Origin of the sequence: Streptococcus pseudopneumoniae (assembly GCF_001072665.1) — a bacterium.
Taxonomy (GTDB): domain Bacteria; phylum Bacillota; class Bacilli; order Lactobacillales; family Streptococcaceae; genus Streptococcus; species Streptococcus pseudopneumoniae_S.
This window is the reverse complement of the sequence record NZ_JVJI01000052.1, coordinates 1-613: the sequence shown is the minus strand read 5'-3', so window position 1 is coordinate 613 and position 613 is coordinate 1. Positions and strand designations below refer to the sequence as shown.

Here is a 613-nt window from a genome sequence, read left to right as displayed (position 1 = left end):
AGACATTGAAGTCTTAAAAATAGTCGAAACACCTTTAGGAATCTTTAAAGATCAGGGAGTTAAAGTAAAAAGTTTAGAAGGCCAAGCCATTGATAACTTTTTAAATTCTATTGAACAAAGGGGATAAGCCAACTTTTTATAGTGAGATTAGAGACTGGGACAAATACTTGAAAGAACTCATGATTGAAGTTGAGTCTCGCATTCTCGATAAGTTTTTAAAAGCAAAGGGTTGGTTGTAGACTGAAACTCTTAGAGGAGAAAATATGTACGCAATATATAAAGGCATTAGATATTCAGCTGAACAATTTGCTAGTGAAAGCAAAATTACATTACATAGCAAATCTCAAGATGAAGGCTTTGAAGCATATGTTTCTAAAATAAGTGGTCGAGTGTTTAAAGATTATTTTGTCAAAAAAGTCAAGATGGAGGAGCTAGACTATCTATACAGTATTCATTATGAAATTCAATATAAGGGGCATTCTTTTTATGTTAGTAGTGGAATGATTCGAAGGAATATTGAGAAAGATTGGTTTGAAATAATACCAAGCGTCAACCAAAATCAAATAAAGGATGAGTTGGGATTCAAGCAGATAAACAAATTAGAATGGGCAAA

1 protein-coding gene is annotated in these 613 nt (G+C 32.3%); it reads left to right on the top strand.

Annotated elements, in window-relative coordinates:
- Positions 1 to 263: 263 nt before the first annotated feature.
- Positions 264 to 613: hypothetical protein (locus tag ADH52_RS03315; protein WP_049510076.1), on the top strand; the 350-nt coding region annotated here is incomplete at its 3' end.